Raw genomic sequence first — 18169 nt, 5'->3', positions numbered from 1 at the left:
TACACTGAACCCCAGGGTCACTCGTCCAGCAGGACGTCGAGGAGTTTCCGCTGGCTCGCCCGCAGATGGCGGTTGAACGTCGGTTGGGAGACGCCGAGCATCTCCGCCACCTCCTCGCCGGTGCTGTCGCGGGGCCACTCGAAGAAGCCGCTCAGGTAGGCCGTCTCGACGGCCTCCCGCTGCTTGTCGGTGAACCGGTCGAGGAGTTCGGCGCGGAACTCCGTCGCCGTCTGTATCGGCCAGTCGCGCTCGCGCCGGGCGAGCAGGGTCGCGCCCTCGAAGGCCGTCTCCAGCGTCTCGGTAAACTCCCTGACGTCCCGGTCGTGGGCCAGCTCGACGACGAGACGGACGGTCGCCCCGTCGCTGGTGAGCGTCTTGGGGACCCCGCCGTGGTCGAGGACGGCGCCGACGATGCTCTCGCCGACGACGGTGCACTCGAAGAGGCTCTCCGTGTCGTCGCCGGCGACGTGCCGGCACTCGCCGAACCCGGGTGCGTCGGCGACGAACTCGCAGACTGCGTCCGGGTCCGCGTCCCGGAGCGTGAAGAACACCCGGAGCGGGCTCGCGCCCTCCGCGACGACCCCCTCGAGTTCGAACTCGCCGCCGACGGCCTGCACGCACCGGAACAGCGCCGTGTCGGGGTCCTCGACGCCGAACTCCAGTTCGACCCCGGCGTCGCTCATCAGGGCCTCCTTCCGCTCGACGGCAGTGATGGCGTACCCCACTATCTCGCCCAGTTCCGTGAGGACCGCCCGCTCCTCCTCGTCGACGTAGTCGGGGTCGCTGGCGTAGACGCTCAACACGCCGTACAGCGCCTCTTCGTAACAGACCGGGACCGAGACGACGACCCGGTAGTCCCGTTCGAGCGCCGCCTGTTGCCACGGGTCGAACGGCGGGTCGGCCTGTGCCGGCATCGTGACCAGCGTGTCGCGCTCGCTGGCCGCGTGCCCGGTCGGTTCCGACGCCTCGGCGTCGACGGTGACGGCGTCCAGATACCCCGACTCGTCGCCGGCCCACGCCGCCGGGCGCATCTCGCCGCTCACCGGGTCGCGGGTCCCGAGCCACGCGAACCGGTAGGGGCCGGTCGCGGCGAGCTGTTCACAGACCGCCCGTTCTATCTCCGACCGGGAGTCGGCCGCGACCAGCGCCGTCGTCACGTCGCGCAGCACGTCGTTCACGCGGTCCATCCGCTGCAGCCGCTCGTTCTTCGCCTCGAGCGCCGACGTCCGCTGGCGGAGCGAGGCCTCACGGTCGACCCGGCCCAGCGCCGTCTCGACGTGGGCCGCGAGGACTCTGGCGAGGTCGACCACGGCGTCGGCGAATGACTCGGGTGTCGTCTCGCCGGCGATGAACACGCCGTGTTCGCCGAGGGGGAGGACGATGGCACTGTCCAGCGGCGTCCCCGGTTCCGAGACGTCCGCCCGGAACCCGATGTCCTCGTAGACGGTCCCCTCGCTCTCGACGAACACCTGCCACGACTCGCCGCCGTCGGGCTCGAACAGCGAGGCGTCGCCGACCAGTTCGGTGACGGCCTCGGTCCGGGCGTGGGGAACGAGGCGGTTGCGTTCGCTGTCGTACAGTTCGACGGCGGCCAGTTCGAGGCCGAGCGTCTCCCGGGCGGCCCTGACGGCGATGTCACAGACGGCCTGTTCGGACGCCGCCTCGGTCAGTTCCCGCGAGACCTCGTTGAGCGTCTCCAGCTGTGACTCCCGCCGGGTCCGCTCGGTGATGTCGCGCCCCTCCGGGACGAGCAGCTCCACCTCGCCGCGCTCGTCGGTGATGGGACGGATGGAGAAGTCGATGGTCGCGACGCGGTCGGCCCCCTGCACGTCCAGCTCGTGCCGGACGAACTCCCCGTCTGCGGCGCGCTGGACGTCGGCTCTGACCCGGTCCCGGGCCCCGTCTATCTGGAACCACCCCGTCTCCCAGACCGGTTTGCCGACGACGTCCGCGCGGTCGAGGCCGCCGAACTCCAGCGCCGTCTCGTTGGCTTCGAGGACGGTCCCGTCCGGGTCGAGCAGGCCGGTGAACTGGTAGGTCTGGTCGAACACTGCTTCGAGGCGGCGCTGGCGCTCCCGCCGGTCGGTGATGTCGGTGATGAACCCCTCGATGGCGACGAGTTCGCCCGCCTCGAAGACCCCCTCGCCCTGCTCCCAGACCCACCGCTCGGTGCCGTCGGCGGTGCGTATCTGGTAGGTGAGGGTGAACGGGTCGCGCTCGTCGATGGCGGCCTGCACGTCGGCCCAGACCGCCTCCCGGTCGTCGGGGTGGATGACGTCCTCGCCCCAGCTGACGCTGCCGGACTCTATCGCCTCGGGGTCGTAGCCCGTGAGGTCGGCACACCCCGCGCTGACGAACGACATCGGCCACCCACGCTCGTTCTCACAGCGGTAGGCCATGCCGGGGAGGTTGTCGACGAGCGTCGAGAACATCCGGTTGCGCTCCCGGAGTTCCGCCTCGACCTGCTTGCGTTCGGTCACGTCCCGGCCCTCGGCGACGAGCGCCACGACGCGGCCCGCGTCGTCCGTGACGGGAGTCAGCGAGAAGTCGACCGTCATCTCGTCGCCGTCGGCGCCGACCAGCGTCGCCTCGTAGCGGACGAACTCTCCGGTTGCGGCCGTCTCGACGGCCTCTCGCAGACGCTCGCGGGCGTCCTCGGAGTGGGACCACCAGTGGGTCTCCCAGATGGGCGTCCCGGCGACGTCGGCCCGCTCGACGCCGGCGAACTCCAGTGCGGTCTCGTTCACCTCGACGAGGGTCCCGTCCGGTTCGGCCAGCCCGACCAGTTGGACCGGGGCGTCGGTCAGCGTCTCGTACCCCCGGAGCTTGTCCGGGGCCTCCGAGCGGTCCGTCGCGACGACGCCGTAGCCGACCAGTTCACCGTCGGGCCGGAGCGCCGTGACGACGAGCCGGCCCCAGAACCGGGAGCCGTCGGCCCGGACCTGCCACCCCTCGTCGACGACTTCGCCCGTCGCCTCGGCCCGGTCGAGCGTCTCGGCCGGGCGGTCCGCCGCCACGTCCGCGTCGGTGTAGAACGCCGCGAGCGGTTCGCCGAGCGCCGCGTCGCCGTCGTAGCCGAGGAGCCGTCCGGCGCCGTCGCCCCACTCGACGACCCGTCCGTCGGTGTCAAGGACGAACACGCCGTACCGCTCGACCCGCTGGCAGAGGACCCGGTAGCGGTCGGGATCCTCGCCGAACCCCGCTCCCGCGCCGTCGGTGCAGGCGACGGTCGGCGGTCGCGGATGCCCGTTGCTATCCATCCGGACGCGCGCCCGCTCGCTCTCCCGGGCGGCGGCCGCGAGCGGCGCCCCGCTGACCGCGTCCCCGTCGGCGACGCGTACCGGTCGTCGCGCCCTCGTCAGATGCCGGGCTCGCATACACATGTTAGCGATGAGCACAGCCACACATAGTACTACCCCCCGGGCGCCTCACACCGGCAGCGGGAATCCGTCGCGCTTTTGCCCGGCAAGCCGCATCGCTAGGACGAATGGCCCGCTATCACATCGAGACGTACGGGTGCACCTCCAACCGGGGTGAGACCCAGCAGATAGAGCAGGCGCTCCGCGAGGGGGGCCACCACCCCGCCGACGGTCCCGCGTCGGCGGACGTGGCCATCCTCAACACCTGCACGGTGCTGGAGAAGACCGAGCGCAACATGCTCCAGCGGGCCAAAGAACTCGACGAGGAGACCCCCGCGGACCTCGTCGTCACCGGCTGTATGGCCCTCGCACAGGGCGAGGCGTTCCACGAGGCCGACGTCGACGCCGAGGTGCTCCACTGGGACGACGTGCCCCAGCACGTCCTCAACGGGGAGTGTCCGACGGTCACGCCCGACACCGAGACGGTGCTCAACGGCGTCGTCGGCATCCTCCCCATCGCCCGCGGGTGTATGTCCGACTGCTCGTACTGCATCACGAAGCAGGCCACCGGGCGCATCGACTCGCCCCCCGTAGACGAGAACGTCGAGAAGGCCCGCGCGCTCGTCCACGCCGGCGCGAAGGAGATACGGATTACGGGGCAGGACACCGGCGTCTACGGCTGGGACCGGAACCAGGGGACGAGCCTCCTGCCCGAACTGTTGGAGCGCATCTGCACCGAGATAGACGGCGAGTTCCGGGTCCGCGTCGGGATGGCGAACCCGAAGGGCCTCCACGGCGTCCGCGAGGAGCTGGCCGCGGTGTTCGCCGAGCACGACGAACTGTACGACTTCATCCACGCGCCGGTCCAGTCCGGCAGCGACGACGTGCTGGCGGACATGCGCCGTCAGCACGCCGTCGACGAGTACAGGGAGGTCGTCGAGGCGTTCGACGACGCGCTGGACTACTGGACGCTGTCGACGGACTTCATCGTCGGCTTCCCGACCGAGGACCCCGAGGACCACGAGCGGTCGATGGAACTGCTGCGGGAGACCCGTCCGGAGAAGATCAACGTCACCCGCTTCTCGAAGCGGCCCGGCACCGACGCCGCCGACATGAAGGGGCTGGGCGGCCAGACGAAGAAGGACCGCTCGAAGGCGATGACCGAGTTGAAGATGGACGTCACCGGCGCGGCCTACGAGGACATGGTCGGTCGCACCTCCGAGGTGTTGCTCGTCGAGGACGGCACCGACGAGTCGCTGGTCGGCTACGACGAGGCCTACCGCCAGGTCGTGATCGCCGACGCCGAGGACCGGGGGCTGGAGATAGGCGAGTTCGTCGAGGTGGAGGTCACGAGCCACAACACCGTCTACGCGTTCGGCGAACCGGTCGAGCGGGCGGCGCTCGCGGACTGAGCGAGCCGCAGGCCAGCGTTTTGTACCGACGGCGCGAACGACCGGGACAGCCATGGGCGAGACGCTCTCGTACGACGAGTCCGAGGCGCGGCAGGAGGCGGCCATCTATCGGACACCGACGGCGGCCGACCGGCGGGCGACCGTCAGGGAACTGCTGAGCCTCGAGCGCGGCGAATCCGTCTGCTCAATCGGTTGCGGGCCGGGGTTCGAGCCGGCGGAGCTCGCCGACGCCGTCGGCCCGTCGGGCCGCGTGCTCGGCGTGGACCGCAGCGACGCGATGCTCGGGCTCGCCGCTCGGCGGTGCGCGGACCGCCCGCAGGCGTCGCTCGCGGCGGGTGACGCCGCCGACCTGCCGGTCGCCGGGGACGCCGTCGACGCCGCCGTGGCCGTGCAGGTGTACGAGTACCTCGACGACGTGGCGCCCGCCGTCGCCGAACTGGCGCGCGTCCTCCGGCCGGGCGGCCGCGCCGTCGTCTGTGACGCCGACTTCGAGACGCTCGTCTGGCGGTCGCCGAACCCCGAGCGGATGGACCGAGTGTTGACGGCCTTCGACGACCACTGTCCCCACCCCCGGCTCGGGTCGCGACTCGGCCCCGTCCTCCGCGACGCCGGGTTGACCGTCGACCGCGTCGTGCCGAACGCGATGTGCACCACCCGGTTCGCCGACGGCACGTTCCCCTATCACCTCGCGGCCTTCGTGGCGGACTACGCGGCCGACCACGACGACGTCGGCCCGGAGACCGCCGACGCGTGGGCCGCCGACCTGCGGGAACAGGCCGCGCAGGACGCGTCGTTCTTCGGCTTCACGCAGTACTGCTACCTCGTCCGGAACACACCGAAGCCCGGAAGTACGAACCGCCGTCAGTAGGGGTATGCGACGCCGCCGCCTGCTGGCCGCTGTCGGGACCGCGCTGGGAGCGACGGCCGGGTGCGCCGGTGCGGAACCGGACGGGACGCCCTTCCGCGTGACCGTCCCCGGCGACGACGGCCGGCTCCCCGCGCGGTACACCTGCGACGGCGCGGGCGAGTCCCCGCCCATCAGCGTCGAATCGGTGCCGGAGCCGGTCGAAGCCGTCGCCGTCACCGTCGAGTCCGACCGCAGCGCCATCATCGAACCCGTCCTCTGGACGCTCTGGAACGTCCCCGCCGACCGGCGCGAGATTCCGGCCGGCCTCCCCCGGACGGCGTCGCTCGACTCGCTCGGCGGCGCCCGGCAGGGGCAACCGGAGGGCGGCTCGCCGGGCTACGCCGCACCGTGTCCCTCGCCCGGTCAGACGAAGGAGTACCGCGTGCAGGTGTACGGTCTCGACGCACCGCTCTCCGTACCGGGCGGGACGAAACACGACGACGCGATGGACGCCATCAGCGCCGCGACGCTGGCCAGCCAGCGGTTCGTGCTCACGTACGAGCGGCCGGCCGACGCCGAGTAGCGGCGACTCACTCCAGGTCCGCCAGCCGCTCGACCTCGTCGTCGTCCTTCCACTCGCCGAGTTCCTTCGGGTCGACGTGGACGAACACGTCGTCGACCTCCGGGAGGTCCTTCACCGACTCGATGACGGCGGTCTCGATGTCGTGGGCCTCCCGGAGCGTCAGGTCGCCCTCCACCTCGATGTGGAGGCTGACGTCTATCTCGGGGCCGACGTAGTGGGCGATGACGTCGTGGGCGCCCTGCACCTGCGGGTGGTCGAGCGCCCGCTGGAGGATCTCGCGGCGCAGGTCCTCCGGCGGTGCGGCCCCGACCAGATAGGCGACGTTGTCCCGGACGACCTCGACGCCCGTGTAGAGGATGCCGACGGCGACGACGATGGCCGCCAGCGGGTCCGCCACCGGGTAGCCCGCCGAGGCGCCGGCGACGCCGACCAGCGCCGCGCCGGCGGTGAGGATGTCGTTGCGGTTGTCCTTCGCCGTCGCGACGAGCGCCGGGGAGTTCCGGGTCCGCCCGACGGCCAGACAGTAGCGGTAGAGCCCGTACTTCGCGGCGCCCGAGAGGGCGAGCACGCCGACGGCGAACGGGCCCTGCGTGACGGCGATGTCGCCGGTCAGGAGCGCCCGGCCGGCCTGCCAGAGGACGACGCCGCCGGCCGCGAAGATGCCCGCGGCGACGAACAGCGAGACGAACGGTTCGATGCGCTCGTGACCGTGCGGGTGCTCGAAGTCCGGCGGCCGAGTCGTGAGGTAGAGCCCGGCGACGACCACCAGGGAGTAGGCCGTGTCGGCGGCGCTGTTGACCGCCTCCGACTGGACCGCGAGGCTCCCCGTCGTGAGCCAGACGCCGCCCTTCACGAGCGCGAGCGTGAGGTTCACGCCGAGGACGAGGAGGCCGACCCGCCGGAGCGTAGCGCGGCGCGACATCTACTCGGAACTAACGGGGGGAGGCTAAAGCCGCTTTGGAGGCGCGTCGATGCGCACGGCCGCGTCGGGGTCCGTGACGGTGGTGCCGTCCTGGGCGGCGAAGGCCTCGTGGAGGCGGTCGTAGGTGTCCTCGACGGCCTCGACGATGACCTTCGTGTCGCTGACGACGGGCATGAAGTTCGTGTCGCCCTCCCAGCGCGGGACGACGTGGGTGTGGAGGTGGTCGTCGATGGACCCTCCGGCGGCCGACCCGCCGAGGTTCAGGCCGGCGTTGTAGGCGTCCGGGCCCAGCCCGTCTGCCAGCGCGTCGAAACAGCGCTGTTTCAGGCGGGCGTGGTCCAGCAGCGTCTCGTCGTCCAGGTCGCCGTACTCACCGGTGTGGGCGTCGGGGATGACCATGACGTGGCCGGGGTTGTACGGGTAGTTGTTCAGGACGACGAAGGCGTGGTCGCTCCGCGCGACGACGTTGTTCTCGCGGTCGGCCGAGTCGTCCCGGAACGCACAGAACACGCAGTCGAAGTCGGGGTTCCCCTCGTCCCGTTCGACCCAGTCGATGCGCCACGGCGCGAACACAGAGTCCATACAGCCACCGTCCGGCCCCCCGGCCTAAACGACTTCGAACGGGGCCGAAACCCGTATTTAAACCTGTCGGCCGTTCACGGAGTAAACACCCCGTTCAGGGACACAGAAGCGTTTTTGAATCGTCTGGAGAGCTCTGAGCCGTCGAACCTCACAATCCACTCACGTCCTGCGATAAACGGTGTGAACGGAGTCCAACGGAAGGGGGTTTTTATTCTGTCTTCGTCGGAAGGCAGAGGTGGGATGGCGACAACAAACGACGGCGTCGATATGTCAGAGGCGTGTTCGAACTGCGAGCGAGAGACTCCCCACGATGTCACGCTCCAGATCCAGACCGAGAGCTCCAAACGCGAGAACGCCGCGTTCTCGCGTGAACCGTATCGGGTCAGCGAGTGTCTGGTCTGTGGCGAGACGACCAACACGCGCATGAACAACGCGTAGGCCATCCCGAGCGAGTTCCATCCGCATCCGTCAGACGGTTCCCCTGCCGCACGGCCCCCGGTCGTGTGGCCAGTACTTCTCCGCACGCCGGTCCGGTAGCGAGGACCCCACTCGCTCCGGACACGGCCGATAAAGAGCCGCTTACCGCGACCGCGTCGTCACTTCGACACCGTCGTCGGTGACGATGACGGTGTGTTCCTTCTGGCTGACGAACTTCCCGTCCTCCTCCTTGAGGACGGGGTAGCCGTGGACGACGTCCTGCTGTTTCAGGCGTCGCAGCGCCATGGTCGCCCGCGGGGAGTCCAGCCACCGGGCGGCGAACGGGAGCGTCTTGAACTCCTCCGTGATCTGTTCGAGGACCTGTCTGGCGGTCCGGTCGCGGACGGTGGCCTCCCGTTCGAGCGCGAATATCTCCTCGTCGGAGCCCTCCTGGACCTTCCCGCGGCCGTCGGTGGCGAACGGCTCGATAGCGACCACGTCGCCGGGTTCCAGCGTCGCGCCCTGGGCGACCTCCCGGTTCGGGATGTTCGGGGCGGTGTGCTGTTCCCAGTGGCCGAGGCCGTGGCCCGTGAGGTTGACGACGGGGTTGAAGCCGTACCCGTCGATGACCTCCTCGACGGCCGCGCCTATCTGGCCGACGTCGACGCCGGGACCGGCCACGTCCAGCGCGGCGTCCAGCGCCTCCTCGGAGGCCGCCGCCAGTTCGTCGTGGCCCGAGAGGTCGACGGTGACGGCCGTGTCGGCGAGCCAGCCGTCGACGTGGACGCCGATGTCGAGGTTGACCATCTCCTCGCCGAACGTGCTGTCGTCGTCGCGTTCGGGCGTCGCGTGGGCGGCCTCCTCGTCGATGGAGATGTTGACGGGGAAGGCGGGCTCGCCGCCCAGGTCCCGGATCTTCTGTTCGGCCCACTCGGCGACCTCGAGGTGAGAGGCCCCGACCTCGACCCGCTCTGCGGCCTCGTCGCGCACCTGCGCGAGGATTTCACCGGCCTCGCGACACTTCTCGTACTGCTCGGACTCGAAGTCCACGTCGCTCATGCCCCGGCGTTGGGCGCTGTGGGTGAAAGCGTTTGTCGTTGCCGGCAGGCGGTCGGCCTGCGGGCCAGTCCTCACTCCGGCCCGGCCCGCGAGGTCTGCATCGCCGCGGTGTTGTACTCGCTGCCGACGTGGCCGGCGTGGTCCAGCACGACGACCCCCGCCCGGCCGCCGGTCGCGTCCTCGAACTCGGCGATGGCGGCCTCGGCGGCCTGTCGCGGCCCGAACGTCTCCAGGAGGTCGACGGCGCGCCGGGCGAGGCCGAACCGGGCGATGGCCTCGCCCTCGCCGGTGGCGCTCGCGCCCCCGTGCTCGTCGGCGTAGAACCCCGCGCCTATCTGTGGCACGTCGCCCACGCGCCCGGCGAGCGCGAACCACCGGCCGGCCGTCGACGTGGCCGCCGCGAGTCGGTCGCCGTCCGTCGCGACGGCGCCGACGGTATCTGTCCCGGAGAAGTGGTCGCGTACCCACGCGAGGTGGTCGGCGACGGCTGCCCCGGGCGGGTCGGCGTCCTCGTAGCGGCCCCGGGTCCGGTCGGTCAGCAGGTCCTCGTCGGCGTCGACACCGCTCGCCGCGGCCAGTTCGACCGCCTTGTCGCCGGCGAGGCAGACGTGGGGCGTCTCCGTCGCGACGACGCGGGCCACGTCCGTGGCGTGGGCGACGCCGGCCATCGAGCAGGCGGCCCCGGCCGTCCCGTCGTCGGTCATCAGCCCCGCGTCGGTTCGGACGACGCCGTCGCTCTGGACGGCCCCGCCGACGCCCGCGTTGAACCGCGGGTCGCGTTCTAGCAGCCGGAGCGCCGCGAGCACCGCTTCGAGGGGCGTCTCGGTGGTCGCGGCGCTGTCGGTGGCGTCGGCGAGGGCCGATTGGCGGTCCGCCGGCTCGTCGGGTGGGCCGCCCGCCCCACCGTGGACGACGACGTGCATACGCCACTGCTCGGGCGCCAGACGGAAAACATGTGGCCGGTCCACAGGGCTACGACGGAGTCCGACGACGGCGCCGCTGGAGTCGGTCGTCGGCCTCCCCGAAGGCACCGCACCAGCGGCCGGGAGCGCGCGAGACGGGGTCGACGCCCCGCGGTAGTGTCGCCTCGCTTGCTAGTGTCGCTCGTTACCACGTCTACGGGAAAACGGCAGTCCTTTAGGCGCGAATATCGATTCGCGAGGTATGGGCTACGACTACGAGCAAGTGGAGGTGCCCGCAGAGGGCCAGCAGATCCAGGTCACAGACGACAACGAACTCGACGTCCCCGAGAACCCCATCATCCCCATCATCCACGGGGACGGTATCGGGACCGACGTCGGCCCGGCCGCCCAGAAGGTGCTGGAGGCCGCCGCGAACGCGACCGGCCGCGACATCTCGTGGATGCGCGTCTACGCCGGCCAGTCGGCCCGTGACAAGTACGACGAGAACCTGCCCGACGACACCGTCGAGGCCATCAAGGAGTTCAACGTCGCCATCAAGGGTCCGCTGACGACGCCCGTCGGCGCCGGCTTCCGCTCGCTGAACGTCGCGCTCCGGAAGACGCTGGACCTGTACGCGAACGTCCGCCCGACGTACCACCTCGAGGGCGTCCCCTCGCCCGTCTCCGAGCCCGAGAAGATGGACATGGTCACCTTCCGGGAGAACACCGAGGACGTCTACGCCGGCATCGAGTGGGAGGCCGGCACCGACGAGGTCCAGGAGGTCAAGGAGTTCGTCGAGGACGAGATGGGCTTCGACAGCACCATCCACGACGGCCCGGTCGGCATCGGCGTCAAGCCGATTACCGAGTTCGGCACCAAGCGGCTGGTCCGCGAGGCCATCGACTACGCCATCGAGGAGGAGCGTGACTCGGTCACCCTCGTCCACAAGGGCAACATCATGAAGTTCACCGAGGGCGCCTTCCGCGACTGGGGCTACGAGGTCGCCGAGGAGGAGTACGGCGAGGACGTCATCACCGAGGACGAACTGTGGGAGGAGTACGACGGCGAACAGCCCGAGGGGACCCTCGTGGTCAACGACCGCATCGCCGACAACATGCTCCAGCAGCTCCTCACCCGCACGGACGAGTACGACGTCATCGCGACGATGAACCTCAACGGGGACTACATGTCCGACGCCGCCGGCGCCCAGATCGGCGGGCTCGGCATCGCCCCCGGGGCGAACTTCGGCGAGGCCCGCTGTCTCGCGGAACCGGTCCACGGCTCCGCCCCGAAGTACGCCGGCGAGGACAAGGTCAACCCGACCGCGATGATCCTCTCCGGTCGCCTCATGCTCGAGTACATGGGCTGGAAGGACGCCGGCAAGCTCGTCCGCGACGCCGTCGAGGAGACCATCTCCAGCGGCGACGTGACCTACGACCTCGAGCGACAGATCGAGGGCGGCAACAAGCTCGCCACGAGCGAGTTCGCCGACAAGGTCGTCGAGAACATAGAGAAGCTGGCCTGAGGCCAGTTCCGGCGACCGTCGCAGCGCCGCCGCGAAGCCAGAGAGCAGCCCGCGCAAGCGACTCTCCCGACCACTGCACCTTCTTTGCCGCTCGCCGACGAGCGAGCGCTACCGCCGTTCGGACGTGGTCGTGTTCCGCACCCAGGCCGGACGGTCGACGGTCGTCTCGCCGACGTCGGTGACCCGGACCTCCCGGACGATGCGGACGCGCTCGCTGCTGAGGACGGCGTCGTAGCTGAGTCGGCGGGCGACGACGGTGCCGTCGTAGCGGACCCGCATCCGGACGGAGATGTTCTCGACCTCGCGGGCGAACAGCGGCGTCACCAGCTGCTCGGTGTCCCGCGGGCGCGAGCCGACGAGGACGACGTCGCCGTCGGCCTCGCGGCGGGCGACGCGCATCTCGACGGCCGCGAGTTCGCCCTCCAGTCGCTGCTGTTCGGTGAGGTCGTTGAGCAGGTCGCTGTTCTCGGCCGGCCAGCGGAGGAGCGTCACCTCGCCGCGCTGGTTCTCGTAGCGGGTCGCGACGGTCGAGCGGTTGGCCCAGTAGTCCACCCGCGTCGCGCTCCAGCCGGCCCGGTACTCGGTGTCGTTCTGCTGGTAGTGGCCGCGGTAGGTCGAGGCGTTGGCCGCGACCCAGCGGACGTGGTCGGTCCGGCGTTCCAAATCGCCGTCCTCGTCGTAGGCCCGCTGTTCGCTCGTCAGCGTGTAACTGTCGGTCGAGAGCGCGCCCGCGTGCGCGCTGGCCAGTGCGGACGGCACCACGCCGTCGTCGGTCACGCCGGGGGGATACCGGAGCCCGTCGGTCGGGACCGGCGCCGGCGTCACCGTCTCGGACGTCTCCGAGGTGGTAAAGCCGCTACAGCCGGCCAAGACGAGCGCACAACCCAGCACGAGCACGCGGAGCCGCATCGGTCGAAGATGGTGCCCGAGACACAAACGTCTGTCGCGGAACCGGGCTGAACGCCCCGCTCGGGGAGTCACGACGCCGTCGCGGTCTCGGTCCGTTCCGGTGCCGGTGTGGCCGTCGCCGTCGTCACCCACGGCGGTTCCGTCGGTGGCGCACCGCCGACGTCGCCGACGGAGAAGTCGAAGCGGAACCACACCGGTTGCCCCGTCGCCCGCAGTCTGGCCCGACAGCCGATGACGAGGTCGGTGACGACGCCGTCCCGGATGCGGACGTTCAGCGTGCCGTCGTGCCTGTCGGTCAGACCGGCCGGGAGCGGGACCGAACGGGCCTCGTCGCTGGTGCCGTGGAGTCGCCGCCCATCCGGCGTCTCCGCGGCGGAGACGTTGAAGCCACGTATCAGCCGGGCGACGAAAAAGGACAGGGACGGGTCGCTCGGCCCGACGACGTCGCCGCGGTCGACGCGCGTGGTGCCGTTCTCGAGCGTCCGGCGGATAGCCGACCCCGACTCGCTCTGCCACACGACGTGGTCACGGACCGTCTGGGGGTAGGGCCCGGTAGCCCGGCGGTTCCAGCGGTACTGTCCTCCGGGCCCGACGACGAACCGGTCGCGCAGGCGGCCGGTCGAACCGTTGTCGTACCGGACGGTGAACGCCACCGTGACGTTGTAGGACCGACCGTCGAGCGCGTTCCGGTGGCGGTCGGCGATACGTCCCGTGTCGACGGGTGTCTCGGCGCCGACCCGCGTGTCGGCGGTCGTCGGCACGGGCGCCGGCGTCACCGTCTCGGGACCGTCCGCACGCTCCGTTCCGATGCTCTGACACCCGGCGGTCACGAACAGGAGCGCGACGGCGACGGCGAGTGCGCGTGACCCGGACACACGCGGCGGTTGCCCGCGTGCGGAGAAGTGTCTTGTGTCAGTCCTGCCAGTCGGGGTCGGTCCGCGGCGGGCTGAACACGTCGATGCCGGCGACGGGGTCGTCGCGGCGGTTCTCGGCGCCGTGTGGCTCGTCGCCGGGGACGACGTAGGAGTCGCCCGGCCCGACGACGAACTCCTCGCCGTCCACCGTGAAGGTGAGCGTCCCCGTGACGACGTACCCCACCTGTTCGTGGTGGTGGCTGTGTTCGGGCACCGCCGCGCCGGGTTCGATGTGGAAGTGCTGGACGCTCATCGCCTCGCCGGCGGCCAGCTGCGTGAGGTGGACGCCGTCGACGACTTCGACCGTCTCGCTCGCGGCCTGGGGGACTTCCTGCATGGGCGGGCTATCGGGGGACGACGGCGTAAAGCCACGGGTGGTCACAATCCGAACGTTCAACCCCGAACCGGCCCAACACGACGGTATGTACGCGGTGGTCGGGTGTAGCGAGTGTAGCGCCCTCTGGGTCGTCGAGGGGCGGCCGGAGACGACGCAGTGCCCCCGGTGCGGGCAGCGCCGACAGCACGCCAAGCGGCGGAAGTTCGTCGAGACGGACGACGAGGCCCACGCACGCGAGGTGCGGGCCTCGATGCTCGCGAACCGGCAGGGCGAGGGCGACGCCTTCGCCGAACTGGACTCCTACGCCGAGATGGACCGCCGGATAGACGAGTCGGGCGTCGACGACGAGACGTACCTCGAAGCGTCCGGCCTCGACAGCGACGCGGTGGCGGCGGCCGGCGAGCGCGCCGAGCAGGGGACAACCGGCGGGTCGAGCCGCAAGGAGACGGTGGTGTCCGCGCTCCGCGAACTGGACGGGCCCACCGAGGACGACGTGGTGGCCTACGCCGCCGAGCGGGGCGTGCCCGCCGACTACACCGAGAAGACGCTGCAGAAGCTCGTCCGGTCGGGGCAGGTCTCCGAGTCGCGGGGGACCTACCGATTGCTATGACTACGGCGCTGGAGCTCGAACCCGGGCCGGTCGCCGTCGGGTCGCTCGTCGGCCTCGCCGGGCTCCTGTATCTGCTCGCGCCCGTCGTCGACCCAGTGTCGCTGGGCGGCCTCTCGGTGAGCGTCGTGGCGCTGTCGGCCGTCGTCCTGACGCTGGGCTTCTCGCTCGGCTTCGTCGTCTTCGCCCGGCGCGGCCACCGCCTGTTCGCCGCCGCGCACGGCGTGTTCGCCGTCGCGTGGGGACTGCTGGCGCTCGGCCCGCTCCTCGGGAGCGGACCCGTGCTGGTCGCCGGCGTCGTCGTCCTCGTCGCCGGCGTCGGCTTCCTGGTCACGCAGGGGCGCTGACGGAGGAGTCAGAGCCAGCCGAGCGTCTCCGCGAGCGCGGCGAGCGCCGCGAGCGTCGTCGCGAGCAGCTTCAGCAGGTGGAGGAGCCGATGCGCGAGCGATACCGTGGACTCGGCGTCGGTCGGTGGTGGGGACATGGTGGTGGCGCGCCCGCGGGTGCTGCCCGGCGGACGCCCTCGGACGTTGTGGGCGCCGGTCGATAAACCGGAGCCACACCCCCGGAGCGGAAGTGAAAGTGGTCGTCCGACCGGCCGGCCCGACTACCGCCCGAGTTCGGCGTGGGCCGAGGAGAGGTGTCGCGAGGACAGCGCCGCCAGCAGGGAGAGTTCCCCCGCCAGCGCGCCCGTCGCGATGACCTCCGCCAGCGCGTCGGCGTTGCTCCCGGCGGGGTCGCCGCCGCCGCCGTACCCCAGTACGTCGAGTGCTTCCGACTGGGTCGGCAGGCCCGTCCCGCCGCCGACGGTCCCGACCTCGAGCGAGGCGATGGTGACGGAGGCGTAGAGGCCGTCCTCGCGGGCGTCGACGGTCGTGATGGCGTTGCTCCCCTCGACGACCTGCGCGGCGTCCTGGCCCAGCGCGAGGAACGCGGCGGCGACCACGTTGGCGGCGTGGGCGTTGAACCCCAGCGCGCCGGCCTTCGCCGACCCGACGAGGTTCTTCCGTGTGTTGGCCTCCGCGATGGCCGCCGTCGTCGTGTCGAGTCGCTCCTCGACCTGCTCGTGTGGAATCAGCACGTCCGCCGAGACGGTGCGGCCCCGCCCCTCGATGGCGTTGATGGCGGCCGGTTTCTTGTCCGAACAGAGGTTCCCCGACAGGGCCACGAGGTCGGCCGGCGTCTCGCTCTCGACCACCTCGCAGGCCGCCTCGGTGGCGATGGTGGCCATGTTCATCCCCATCGCGTCCTTCGTGTCGTACGAGAACCGCAGGAAGACGCTGTCGCCGACGACGTAGGGGGTCACGTCCTGCAGCTCGCCGTGGCTGGTCGTCGACTCGGCGGCCTCTGCCAGCCGGTCGACGTGTTCGCGGACCCACGCGGACACCTCGCCGGCCTCGGCGACGTCCTCGACCCGGAACACCGGCGCGCGGGTCATCCCGGACTTGAGGACGCGCGCGGTGGCACCGCCGGCGTTCCGGATGGTCGAGACGCCGCGGTTCACGGAGGCCAGCAGCGCGCCCTCCGTCGTCGCCAGCGGGAGGTAGTGTTCGCCCTCGGCCGCCCCGCCGTCGATGGGCAGGGGGCCGACGACGCCCATCGGAACCTGAGCCGCGCCGATCATGTTCTCGATGTTCGGTTCGGCGTCGGCGGCGTCGAAGGCGTACTCGCCGACGACGTCGAGGTCGACGCCGGTCTCCTCGGCCAGCAGGTGCCGGCGGGCGGCGGCGGCCGTCTCGGCGTCGGCGTGTGCTTCGAGTTCGTAGAGGCGCAACTCGCCTTCACGCACTCGCTCGGCGAGGCTCTCGGCGTCGGTGTCGGTCATACAGGCGCGTGGGTGGGGAGGGTCCTAACAGTTGCTCTTGTCCACCGTCTCGGCGGAGCCAACCGGAGTACGCGCGGCAGTCCGGGGCGTGCTGGCGGTGCGGGGTCGCCCGGCCGACGGACCTCATCCGCGTCGCTGCAACGAGTCCGCGCCCGCCGGACACCGGAACCGAGCCAGCAGCCGCCGGTTCGCGTCCGCCGAGTCGGTCCGCTTGTCCACGCCGTAGGCGCTGTACGTGCAGGCGTCGGGCGTGAACTCGACGGTGGCGTACCCCCAGTCGTGGCTGTCGAAGAACTGGACGTGGGGGTTGTACTCCTGGACGTATCGCTCGACGAGACGCCGAACCTCGGGGTCGTTCGGCAGGCCGAGCAACTCGCGGAGGTTCTGGCTCGTGACCGCGGGCGTCATGAACTCGACGCCGTAGCGGCGGTCCGGTCCCTCGATGTGGCCCGCGAGCGCGGTGTGCATGTCGCCGGTGAGCGCCACGAGCGAGCTGTCGCTCTCCGCGGCGGCCCGGAGGATGCGGTCGCGTTCGGCTGGGAAGGCGTCCCACGCGTCGGCGTTGAGCAGGTCGACCCCGCCCAGGTCGAGGTCGAACTCCATCGCCAGGACCTCGTTGGCCCACGCGGACCACGTGGCGTCGCTCGTGGCGAGTCGGTCGGTGAACCACTGCCGCTGGCGCTCGCCCAGCATCGTCTCGGTTATCTCGTCGCCGGCCTCGCCGATGCGGGCGCCGAACTGTGCGCCGTCGGCGGGCGCGGTCCGGTACAGTCGCTCGTCGGTGACGAACAGGTCCACGAGGTCGCCGAAGCGGTAGCGCCGCCAGAGGGCGATCTGGTCCAGCAGCGAGTCGGCGTCGGGGTCGTAGGGGACGCGTGTGGGCGTGTACTCCCACCACGCCCGGATGCCGTCGGCGAACAGGCGGGTCATGAACTCGGGGTCGTCGTTGCGCGGGTGGTCGCCGCGGCCGGCGTAGGGCCGCCCCTCCTCGTAGTCCCAGTAGCGGTTGTTCACTATCTCGTGGTCGTCCCACGTCTGGACGATGGGGTGTGCGGCGAGGGCCGCCTGCAGGAACCGGTCCGTGCGGTAGGTCCGGTGGAGGTAACGGAAGTCGTCGAGCTCCATCACGACGCCCTCACCGCTGGGCAGGGAGAGCGAGCGACCGTCGAACTGCCCGCCGCCGCCGTGTTCGTAGATGAAGTCGCCGAGGTGGAGGATGAAGTCCACGTCGGCGTTGGCGACGTGGTGGTACGCCCCGTAGTAGCCGTTGCGGTAGTCCTGGCACGTCGCGAGGGCGAACGCCACCCGGTCGGGACTGGCGTCGGGCTCGGGGAGGGTCCGACAGCGCCCGACCGGGCTCTTCGCACCGTCGTACGCGAACTGGTAGTGGTAGCGCCGGTCGGGTTCCAGCTCCCCGTCGAGGTCGGCCTTGACGGTGTAGTCGTGGTCCGCGACGCGGTCCGCCGGAATCCGCCACGACCCCACGACGTCCGAGCGGTCGGCGTCGCGGGTGACGGTCAGTCGGAGTGGCACCCCCTCACGATAGGCGTCGGGCGAGACGCGCGTCCAGAGGACGGCACCCGTCGGCGAGGGGTCGCCGCTGGCGACGCTCTGCGGGAACACCGTCGACGACGGCGGCCCGGTCGCGGTCAGCATCGCCGGTGGGAGCGAGGAGACGTCGTGCGTGCGGGCGACCGCCGTGCCCGGGAGTGCCGCCGCCAGCGCCGCCGCGAGGACCGTACGGCGACCGTGGTCGACGTCGTCTGTCGGTGACATGGCCCGCCGGAGGGCCGAGACCCACTAAGTAATCAGAGGGTTAGCGGGCCGGCGACCGCGATAGGGCGACCTTATCGACGCGGCACACGTCGGTCGAGTGACCGACGGTAACACACACCAAAATTCGACAATCGGCGGTATGGGGGTTCGATTCTCAACACGACCCAGTATTGAAGGCAAAATCTTTTCAATA

18 protein-coding genes are annotated in these 18169 nt (G+C 70.8%); 7 read left to right on the top strand and 11 right to left on the bottom strand.

Translation table 11 applies throughout. The features are described from left to right. Positions 1-17: 17 nt before the first annotated feature. Positions 18-3377 (bottom strand): PAS domain S-box protein, encoded by a 3360-nt coding sequence (locus ACV7GQ_RS02650; RefSeq protein WP_470312007.1) that lies wholly within the window; start codon positions 3375-3377, stop codon positions 18-20. 110 nt (positions 3378-3487) lie between these two features. Here ACV7GQ_RS02650 and ACV7GQ_RS02645 point away from each other — a divergent pair, with 110 nt between their 5' ends. The 3 genes from ACV7GQ_RS02645 to ACV7GQ_RS02635 are packed head-to-tail and all read left to right on the top strand — an operon-like array spanning position 3488 to position 6201. Continuing rightward, positions 3488-4771 carry a tRNA (N(6)-L-threonylcarbamoyladenosine(37)-C(2))-methylthiotransferase gene (locus ACV7GQ_RS02645; protein WP_470312006.1) on the top strand — a complete coding sequence of 428 codons (1284 nt, stop codon included), beginning with the start codon at positions 3488-3490 and terminating at the stop codon, positions 4769-4771. A 52-nt stretch (positions 4772-4823) separates the two neighbouring features. After that, complete coding sequence (locus tag ACV7GQ_RS02640; RefSeq protein WP_470312005.1) at positions 4824-5639, top strand: methyltransferase domain-containing protein; 816 nt, start codon at positions 4824-4826, stop codon at positions 5637-5639. 4 nt (positions 5640-5643) lie between these two features. Further along, the gene (locus ACV7GQ_RS02635; RefSeq protein ID WP_470312004.1) at positions 5644-6201 is read left to right on the top strand and encodes a YbhB/YbcL family Raf kinase inhibitor-like protein; all 558 of its coding nucleotides are present in this window, start codon (positions 5644-5646) and stop codon (positions 6199-6201) included. A 7-nt stretch (positions 6202-6208) separates the two neighbouring features. Here ACV7GQ_RS02635 and ACV7GQ_RS02630 read toward each other — a convergent pair whose 3' ends face one another. Together ACV7GQ_RS02630 and ACV7GQ_RS02625 are read right to left on the bottom strand one after the other, a co-directional pair. Then, entirely contained in the window at positions 6209-7123 is a 915-nt protein-coding gene (locus ACV7GQ_RS02630) for a cation diffusion facilitator family transporter (protein ID WP_470312003.1), read from the bottom strand. Between the two features lie 24 nt (positions 7124-7147). After that, entirely contained in the window at positions 7148-7705 is a 558-nt protein-coding gene (locus ACV7GQ_RS02625) for an HIT family protein (protein WP_470312002.1), read from the bottom strand. Between the two features lie 240 nt (positions 7706-7945). Here ACV7GQ_RS02625 and ACV7GQ_RS02620 point away from each other — a divergent pair, with 240 nt between their 5' ends. Then, complete coding sequence (locus tag ACV7GQ_RS02620) at positions 7946-8143, top strand: DUF7835 family putative zinc beta-ribbon protein (protein ID WP_470312001.1); 198 nt, start codon at positions 7946-7948, stop codon at positions 8141-8143. 141 nt (positions 8144-8284) lie between these two features. Here the strand turns inward: ACV7GQ_RS02620 and map are convergent, their stop codons facing one another. Next, a complete protein-coding gene (gene map / locus ACV7GQ_RS02615) occupies positions 8285-9181 on the bottom strand; it encodes a type II methionyl aminopeptidase (RefSeq protein WP_470312000.1) in 897 nt (298 codons plus the stop codon). Between the two features lie 71 nt (positions 9182-9252). Beyond that, positions 9253-10104, bottom strand: a complete 852-nt coding sequence (locus tag ACV7GQ_RS02610; RefSeq protein WP_470311999.1) for an isoaspartyl peptidase/L-asparaginase — start codon at positions 10102-10104, stop codon at positions 9253-9255. Between the two features lie 241 nt (positions 10105-10345). On the opposite strand from ACV7GQ_RS02610, the gene icd reads away from it, so the two are divergent. Continuing rightward, on the top strand, positions 10346-11608 hold the full coding sequence (gene icd, locus ACV7GQ_RS02605) for an isocitrate dehydrogenase (NADP(+)) (RefSeq protein ID WP_470311998.1): 1263 nt from the start codon (positions 10346-10348) through the stop codon (positions 11606-11608). Between the two features lie 108 nt (positions 11609-11716). Here the strand turns inward: icd and ACV7GQ_RS02600 are convergent, their stop codons facing one another. From ACV7GQ_RS02600 to ACV7GQ_RS02590, 3 genes are all read right to left on the bottom strand, one after another. After that, on the bottom strand, positions 11717-12517 hold the full coding sequence (locus ACV7GQ_RS02600) for a hypothetical protein (RefSeq protein WP_470311997.1): 801 nt from the start codon (positions 12515-12517) through the stop codon (positions 11717-11719). 68 nt (positions 12518-12585) lie between these two features. After that, positions 12586-13392: a hypothetical protein gene (locus ACV7GQ_RS02595; protein WP_470311996.1), complete on the bottom strand. Its 807-nt coding sequence runs from the start codon at positions 13390-13392 to the stop codon at positions 12586-12588. Between the two features lie 37 nt (positions 13393-13429). After that, positions 13430-13768, bottom strand: a complete 339-nt coding sequence (locus tag ACV7GQ_RS02590; protein WP_470311995.1) for a cupin domain-containing protein — start codon at positions 13766-13768, stop codon at positions 13430-13432. Positions 13769-13853: 85 nt separating this feature from the next. Between ACV7GQ_RS02590 and ACV7GQ_RS02585 the strand changes: the two genes are divergently transcribed. Continuing rightward, positions 13854-14378 carry a DUF5817 domain-containing protein gene (locus ACV7GQ_RS02585; RefSeq protein ID WP_470311994.1) on the top strand — a complete coding sequence of 175 codons (525 nt, stop codon included), beginning with the start codon at positions 13854-13856 and terminating at the stop codon, positions 14376-14378. After that, complete coding sequence (locus ACV7GQ_RS02580; RefSeq protein WP_470311993.1) at positions 14375-14722, top strand: hypothetical protein; 348 nt, start codon at positions 14375-14377, stop codon at positions 14720-14722. The genes ACV7GQ_RS02585 and ACV7GQ_RS02580 overlap by 4 nt, the downstream gene beginning before the upstream one ends. Before the next feature lie 8 nt (positions 14723-14730). On the opposite strand, the gene ACV7GQ_RS02575 is transcribed toward ACV7GQ_RS02580, so the two are convergent. From ACV7GQ_RS02575 to ACV7GQ_RS02565, 3 genes are all read right to left on the bottom strand, one after another. After that, positions 14731-14859, bottom strand: a complete 129-nt coding sequence (locus tag ACV7GQ_RS02575; protein ID WP_470311992.1) for a hypothetical protein — start codon at positions 14857-14859, stop codon at positions 14731-14733. 123 nt (positions 14860-14982) lie between these two features. Further along, positions 14983-16200, bottom strand: coding sequence for a hydroxymethylglutaryl-CoA reductase (NADPH) (gene hmgA, locus ACV7GQ_RS02570; RefSeq protein WP_470311991.1), 1218 nt, complete (start codon positions 16198-16200; stop codon positions 14983-14985). A 123-nt stretch (positions 16201-16323) separates the two neighbouring features. Then, positions 16324-17976, bottom strand: a complete 1653-nt coding sequence (locus ACV7GQ_RS02565; RefSeq protein WP_470311990.1) for an alkaline phosphatase D family protein — start codon at positions 17974-17976, stop codon at positions 16324-16326. Between the last annotated feature and the right edge of the window lie 193 nt (positions 17977-18169).

This window comes from Haloarcula sp. MBLA0163, from assembly GCF_055632435.1.
This window is presented reverse-complemented; position numbering and strand designations above follow the sequence as displayed.